This is a genomic window from Tardiphaga sp., assembly GCF_044340795.1.
Taxonomy (GTDB): Bacteria; Pseudomonadota; Alphaproteobacteria; order Rhizobiales; family Xanthobacteraceae; genus Tardiphaga.
The window spans coordinates 1-3,293 of record NZ_JBIISY010000411.1 but is presented as its reverse complement, the minus strand read 5'-3'; the positions used below and the strand labels follow the sequence as shown (position 1 = coordinate 3,293).

3 protein-coding genes are annotated in these 3,293 nt (G+C 62.9%); 2 read left to right on the top strand and 1 reads right to left on the bottom strand.

What is annotated here, in order from left to right; translation table 11 throughout:
- A partial coding sequence (locus tag ACIQ17_RS32405; protein WP_398473659.1) for a porin occupies nt 1-1,241 on the top strand: 1,241 nt, incomplete at its 5' end.
- 75 nt (nt 1,242-1,316) lie between these two features.
- Here ACIQ17_RS32405 and ACIQ17_RS32400 read toward each other — a convergent pair.
- Entirely contained in the window at nt 1,317-1,964 is a 648-nt protein-coding gene (locus ACIQ17_RS32400; protein ID WP_233021841.1) for an alpha/beta hydrolase, read from the bottom strand.
- A gap of 220 nt (nt 1,965-2,184) precedes the next feature.
- Between ACIQ17_RS32400 and ACIQ17_RS32395 the strand changes: the two genes are divergently transcribed.
- A partial coding sequence (locus ACIQ17_RS32395) for a cysteine desulfurase family protein (protein WP_398473658.1) occupies nt 2,185-3,293 on the top strand: 1,109 nt, incomplete at its 3' end.

Sequence of the window (3,293 nt, the reverse complement as noted above, 5' to 3'; positions counted from 1 at the left end):
AGCGCATCAACCTGACCACGGATACGCGGACGTCGACCGAATACGGCACCGTCCGCACCTATGCGAATTTCCAGCTCGATTTCACCCAGAACCGCGACAGTATCGCGGGCGGCTTCACCGAGGTCGATCTCGCTTTCATCCAGTTCGCCGGCTTCACCTTCGGCAAGGCGGTGTCGCAATTCGATCCGCAATGGGCGCTCACCAAGCCTTACATCTCGTCGGGCTTCCTGGCCGGTTCGAACAACACCACCGGCCTGCCGCAGATCGCCTACACCGCCGAATTCGGCAATGGTTTCTCTGCGTCGATCTCGCTGGAAAACGCATCGCCCTATCGCAATGCCGGTCTCTACAACACCGCGAACTTCATCGTCGCGCCCGGTGCGGGCCAGTTCGGCAACCAGAATTACGGCACGGTCTCGAATACGTTTCTCGGCAACTCCTATGGCGGCAACCACATTCCCGATATCGTCGGCAATGTCCGGCTCGACCAGAAATGGGGCTCGCTGCATTTTGGTGCGGCGATGCATACGATCACCCCGGGATTCTACGGCGCGAATAACGCCACGGGCCATGCGGACGACTCCTATGGCTTCGCAGTCACCGGCGCCGTCGAGTTCAAGAACCTGCCAACCGGGGCAGGCGACAGCCTGAAGCTCGAGGCCTCGTACGGCAAGGGCGCGACTAAATATGTGTTCGGCGGCGGCACGCTCGATACCCAGGGTGGCGGTCGCTTCGCGAAGTTCGAAGGCAATACGGTTGGCTTCGGCTACCTGCTTGACGGCGTCTTTGCGCCGAACGGCCAGATCCAGCAGGCCGAGACCTGGCAGGTCAGTGCCTTCTACGAGCATTACTGGAACACGGACTGGCGTACCTCGCTGTTCGGCAATTACAGCCACATCTCCTATGGCGATGGCGGCAATGCACTGCTCGCCGCGGCGTTCAGCCCGGCCGGCGGCCGCCTTGGCACGAGCACTGCGGCAGCGCCGACGGGCATCAATGCCGGCAGCATTTCGGGGACGACGAACAATTTCGATTTCGCGATCGCCCAGATCGGGACGCGGACGGCGTGGACGCCGGTGAAGAACCTGACCTTGTCCGCCGAATTCACCTTTACCCGGTTGGATCAGAATCTCGGCGGCACCTATACGGGCAATGTCACCGGGCGGCCGGCCAATCAGGCTTACGAGATCAGGGACCAGAATCTCTATAACGGTTCGGTGCAGATCCTGCGCTCGTTCTGATCGCGACGGCAACGCAATGAAAAAGCCCTCGGCCGAAAGACCGAGGGCTTTTTTGCTTGGTGCTTGTCGCGGCGCTTAGCGCACGTTGGCGAGGCGCATGTCGAGATAGCTGGTCACCGACTCCATCAACGGCTCGAGCTTGTTGTCGAAGAAGTGGTTGGCGCCGGGGATGACCTGCTGGTCGATCACGATGCCCTTCTGCGTCTTCAGCTTCTCGACCAGCGTGTTGACGTCCTTGGCCGGCACCACGGCATCCTTGTCACCATGGACGATCAGGCCCGAGGACGGGCAGGGCGCCAGGAACGAGAAATCATAGAGATTGGCCGGCGGGGCGATCGAGATGAAACCCTCGACTTCCGGGCGGCGCATCAGGAGCTGCATGCCGATCCAGGCACCGAAGGAGAAGCCGGCGACCCAGCAGGCGCGGGCTTCGGGATTGATCGACTGTGCCCAGTCGAGCGCTGCCGCGGCGTCCGAGAGCTCACCGGTGCCGTGATCGAACGAGCCCTGGCTGCGGCCGACGCCGCGGAAGTTGAAGCGCAGCACCGAGAAGCCGCGATGCACGAAGGCGTAATAGCACTGATAGACGATCTGATGGTTCATCGTGCCGGCGAATTGCGGGTGCGGATGCAGCACCATCGCAATCGGCGCGTTCTTCTGCTTGGCAGGATGATAGCGGCCTTCGATACGGCCGGCAGGGCCTGCAAAAATAACTTCGGGCATCGTGATCCTTGGTCCCGGTCCCGGCGCGGCGGTCGTCATCGCGCCCGGTCAGACGGGCAATCGGCACCGCAAGACACAGCGCCTGGTGGAGTGGAGGCCGCGTTCTACCATAAGCGCAGGGGCGAAAAGCAAGCATATTGAACACTCAAGCCGGTTGCCGGACGCGCATTTGCCGCCAACTTGGTCTAAGAGACCGGCTCGGAACTGAAGGAGATCAGGTTTGACGCGCCAGCGTGTCTATCTCGACTGGAACGCCACCACCCCGCTGCGCGAAGAGGCGCGGGCGGCGATGCTGGCGGCCATGGATGCGGTCGGGAACCCGTCCTCGGTCCATGCGGAAGGCCGGCAGGCAAGGCGCCTGGTCGAAGATGCCCGCGCCGCCGTGGCTGCAGCGGTGGGCGCCGAGGCACGGCAGGTCGTGTTCACGTCCGGCGGAACTGAGGCCAATGTGCTGGCGCTGGTGCCTGGGATCGCCCGGAAAGGAACCCCCCCGGTCGAGCGGCTGATCGTATCGGCGGTGGAACATCCGTCGGTGATGGCGGCGGGACGGTTCCCGCCCGACGTCGTGACGGTGCTCGAAGTCGATCGCAATGGTGTGGCGGATCCCGCCCGCTTGCAGGCATTGCTGGCAGATCGAGTGCCTGCATTGGTGTCAGTGATGGCAGCCAATAACGAGACGGGGGCACTTCAGCCGGTCGTGGAACTTGCTCAAGTCGTACGTGAAGCAGGCGGAGTTCTTCACGTGGACGCGGTGCAGGCTCTTGGCAAGATAGCGCTGGATATCAATGTATTGCAGGCCGATCTTCTATCAATTTCTGCGCACAAGATCGGCGGCCCCAAAGGTGTCGGCGCGCTGGTGGTTGGCGACGGCCTGACCGGTCCCGCGCCGCTGCTGCGTGGCGGCGGGCAGGAGCTGTCGCGCAGGGCCGGGACCGAGAATGTCATTGGAATCGCTGGCTTTGGTGCCGCCGCAACGGCGGCCATGGCCGGCCTGCCGGACATGGCGAAAATCGCCGAACTGCGCCGGTTTCTTGAGGCGGGCTTGCGGCAGCACAATGACATCACCGTGTTCGCAGCAGATGCTGCCCGCCTGCCGAACACGGTTCTGTTCGGCGCTCCCGGGCTTCGCGCGGAAACGGCCGTGATCGGATTTGATCTCGAAGGTATCTCGGTATCGTCGGGTTCCGCCTGTTCCTCTGGTAAGGTGCAGCCGTCCCATGTGATCGAGGCAATGGGGTTCGGGCCGGAACTGACCCGGAGCGGTATTCGGGTCAGTCTGGGTTGGGAGACCACCGAAACTGACATCGAACGGTTCCTGGAGGCTTGGAA